2 protein-coding genes and 1 pseudogene are annotated in these 3,784 nt (G+C 62.7%); all 3 read right to left on the bottom strand.

Annotated features, from left to right (window positions below; translation table 11 throughout):
- Positions 1–178 precede the first annotated feature (178 nt).
- Positions 179–1,378 carry an alanine transaminase gene (gene alaC / locus BQ17_RS02290; RefSeq protein WP_089724109.1) on the bottom strand — a complete coding sequence of 400 codons (1,200 nt, stop codon included), beginning with the start codon at positions 1,376–1,378 and terminating at the stop codon, positions 179–181.
- Positions 1,379–1,764: 386 nt separating this feature from the next.
- Positions 1,765–3,354 carry a hydantoinase B/oxoprolinase family protein gene (locus BQ17_RS02285; protein WP_089724108.1) on the bottom strand — a complete coding sequence of 530 codons (1,590 nt, stop codon included), beginning with the start codon at positions 3,352–3,354 and terminating at the stop codon, positions 1,765–1,767.
- 14 nt (positions 3,355–3,368) lie between these two features.
- Positions 3,369–3,784, bottom strand: a pseudogene (locus BQ17_RS02280) (hypothetical protein); the annotation flags it as partial.

Genomic DNA, 3,784 nt, shown 5'->3' with positions numbered 1-3,784 from the left:
GGTAAACTTATAAGTGAAAAAGTAGAGCGATTCATCTTTTTGATCCCCTCTCCCCAACCCCTCTCCCGGCGGGAGAGGGGGCATAGTAGCCAGTACCGTTGGTCATGTTATCACTTATACATTATCCACTACCTATTATCGGAATGACGGAGGTGGGGGCTGAACGGTTACCATATTTCTAATGACCACGGGCATCGCGCCGCAGCATGTCGCGGATGCCGCGGACAGCCTGGCGGGTACGATGCTCGTTCTCGATCAGGCCGAAGCGCACATGGTCATCCCCATACTTGCCGAAGCCGATCCCGGGTGAGACCGCGACCTTGGCCTCCCGCAGCAACTTCTTGGAGAACTCCAGCGAGCCCAGCTCCCGGTAAGGCTCAGGAATCGGCGCCCACACAAACATGGTGGCCTTGGGCTTCTCGATCCGCCAACCCGCCGCCGCGAGCCCGTCACACAACACATCCCGGCGGCGTTGGTAGCGATCACGGATCTCGGCCACGCAGTCCTGAGGGCCCTCCAAGGCGGTGATGGCTGCCACCTGGATCGGCGTGAAGGTCCCATAGTCCAGGTAGGACTTGATCCGCGCCAGGGCGGCGATCAGCTCCCGGTTGCCGCACATGAATCCGATTCGCCAGCCGGGCATGTTGTAGCTCTTCGAGAGCGAGAAGGACTCCACCGCGACCTCCTCGGCGCCTGCTACCTGGAGGATCGAAGGGGCCCGGTAGCCGTCGAAGACGATATCCGCATAGGCCAGGTCGTGAATCACCCAGATGCCGTGCTCGCGGGCGATGGCGACGACCTCTTCGAAATAGTCGAGATCCACGCAACGGGTGGTGGGATTGCTCGGGAAATTGAGGACCAACAGCTTCGGCTTGGGCCAGGAGTCCTGGATGGCCTTGCGTAGCTCATCGAAGAAGTCCATCCCCGGCACCATGGGAACATGCCGCACGTCCGCCCCGGCGATGATGAAACCATAGGGGTGAATGGGATAAGCGGGATTGGGTACCAGTACCGTGTCGCCGGCCCCCATGGTCGCCAGGGCGAGGTGCGCCAGACCCTCCTTGGAGCCGATGGTCACGATCGCCTGAGTGTCCATGTCCAGCTGTACATCATAACGCCGGCGGTACCAGTTGCAGATGGCGCGGCGCAGGCGCGGGATGCCGCGCGAGACCGAGTAGCGGTGCGTATCCCTGCGCTGGGAGACCTCCACCAGCTTGTCCATGATATGCGGCGGTGGCGGTTGATCCGGGTTCCCCATGCCGAAATCGATGATGTCCTCCCCCCGCGCCCGCGCCTCCGCCTTCAGCTGATTGACGATGCTGAAAACATAGGGCGGCAGACGCTTGATGCAGCGGAACTCGTGATGGGGCACGACGATGGACTCCTGGCAGGAAACGGCACAATCAAATTAAGAGGAGTGTACCGCCCCGGATGCAGGTTTCAAACACACCGGCTACACATGCCGGATGGGCGTGTGCGAATTTCGGTAGCAATCCTGAATGATTCGGCGTTGTCCGGGGAGGATCTAATGTGTTGCGTTCGACGCATAAAGGCTCGCTGATCTCGGTAGCATCAGTGCCTGCATCTTTTTCTCGTTCCCACGCGCTGCGTGGGAACGTGGTGGCTCCGCGCCGCGGAGTGTTTCAAGCCGGTGTCCTCCATTCGGTCGACGCGGGTTCCATTCCCTCCAGGCCCCGATAATTCCGCGCATGGGATTAACACCAATGCCCCGGTTGATCCACTTCCCGGCGTTGGTCCGGGGGGTTAGGAGTGGTCTCCTTTTTGTCTTCCCGCTTCGCCCTTGTGTGTTGCCTGGTCGGTACTGCCCCAACCGCCGCCACCCGGTGTCTCGATCCGCAGGCAGTCCCCGGTGGCTACCTCCAGGGCGACCTTTCCCGGTAGCTCGTGGCCGTTGAGCAGATTCCGGCCCGTGCGTCCCGATCCGCCGCCGGCAGCACCCCAGGGGGCATGGCGGCGGCGTTCCGTAATCAGGGAGATATCAGTGGGGGAGAGAAATTCCAGCTCTCGCACCAGTCCGTCGCCGCCGGCCCGCCGCCCCGGTCCGCCGGACCCGCGGCGCAGGCCATACTTTGTGATCCGCAGGGGAAAGCGGGTCTCCAGCACCTCGATCGGGGTGTTCAGGGTGTTGGTCATGTGGGTCTGTACACCTGAGTGTCCGCCACCCATCGCCCCGGCCCCCATGCCGCCGCCGATGGTCTCATAGTAGTCCCAAGCGGCACCGCCCATAGCCAGGTTGTTCATGCTGCCGTGACTGGCCGCCGGGACGCGCTCGGGAACCGCCTGGGCCAACGCCCCCATAACGAGGTCCACGATGCGGCTGCTGGTCTCCACATTGCCCGCCGCCACCGCGGCCGGGTAGCGGGCGTTGAGCAGACAACTGCCGGGGGCCACCAGACTTACCGGCCGCAGACTGCCGGCACAGGCGGGCGTCTGGGCCGGCATGAGGCAGCGGAATACATAGAAGACGGCCGCCGCGGCGACCGCCAACGGACAGTTGATGTTGCCCGGCACCTGCCCCGCCGTGCCCGCAAAATCGACCTCAGCGGTTCCGTCCCGCATCCGAACCCGGACCCGAATCCGGATATCCCGGTTTCCCTGACCATCGTCGTCCATCCGATCTTCGAAGCCATAGGTGCCGTCCGGGATGGTCCTGAGGGCGCCTCTGGCCAGGCGTTCACCATAATCGTTCAAGGCCGCCAGGTCGGTTTGGAATACCTCGGGGCCGCGCCGGGCAACGAGCTCGCCGAGCCGGGCCAGGCCGGCCCGATTGGCGCTGATTTGGGCGTAAAAATCACCCCCAGCGTCTGCCGGGTTGCGGGTGTTGCCAGTGATGGACGCCAACAGCTGCTCGTCGAGGGAGCCGCGCCGCATCAGGTGCACAGGCGCGATGATCTGCCCCTCTTCATGGATCGAACGGGAGATGGGCATGGAGCCTGGTGCACGCGCCCCGATGTCCGCATGGTGGGCCCGATTCACCACGAAGGCAACGAGCCGGCGGTCGGCAAAAAGGGGGGCGATGACGGTCACATCCGGCAGATGGGTCCCACCCAGAAAGGGGTCGTTGAGGATCACTATATCGCCCTCATCCCACTGCATGGCAGCGACCACGGAGGCCATGGCAAAGGCCATGCTACCCAGATGGACCGGGATGTGGGCGGCCTGGGCGCAGAGCTTGCCGGCGCGATCGAATACGGCACAGGAGAAATCGAGCCGGTCGCGGATATTGGGGGAAAAGGCGGCGTTGCGCAGCACCGCCCCCATTTCGTCACAGACTGCCTCCAAGCGGCTGGAAAAGATGCTGAGTTCTATAGGGTCTAATGCCGGGGGAGCCAAGGGTTGCCTCCGATTTACCGCGCAAGAAATCGTTCGTACAAAAGAACGGCATAGGGGACACCCAAATCGGCAAGGGACTGGATGCTGGTAAGGCCGGCAGCCGTATCCGCTTTAGCGAGTCGGTGAAGCTTGTCGGCAGAAACCGCTGGCGCACCCTTCTTGAGTATGTCGCAGGCTGCGGCAATCAGCGCATGAATCCGCTGTTCCGTGACGCCGCCGGATCGCTTGAGTGGCTTATCTGGCTCCATACGGATATTCCAGTCGATGGTACGCGCTGCACCCTGGGTAACCTCGGTTCCCGTGTGCTGCCTGGCGTAGTAGGCCCATTCCAATGCCATTAAGTTAAGCGTTATCGACGCGGTTTGTGATCGATCGTGCGCTGTTTTTTTCGCCCTCACCCCAACCCCTCTCCCGCCGAGGGTGTCGTAAA

The organism is Candidatus Thiosymbion oneisti, from assembly GCF_900092655.1.
Taxonomy (GTDB): Bacteria; Pseudomonadota; Gammaproteobacteria; order Chromatiales; family Chromatiaceae; genus Thiosymbion; species Thiosymbion oneisti.
This window is presented reverse-complemented; position numbering and strand designations above follow the sequence as displayed.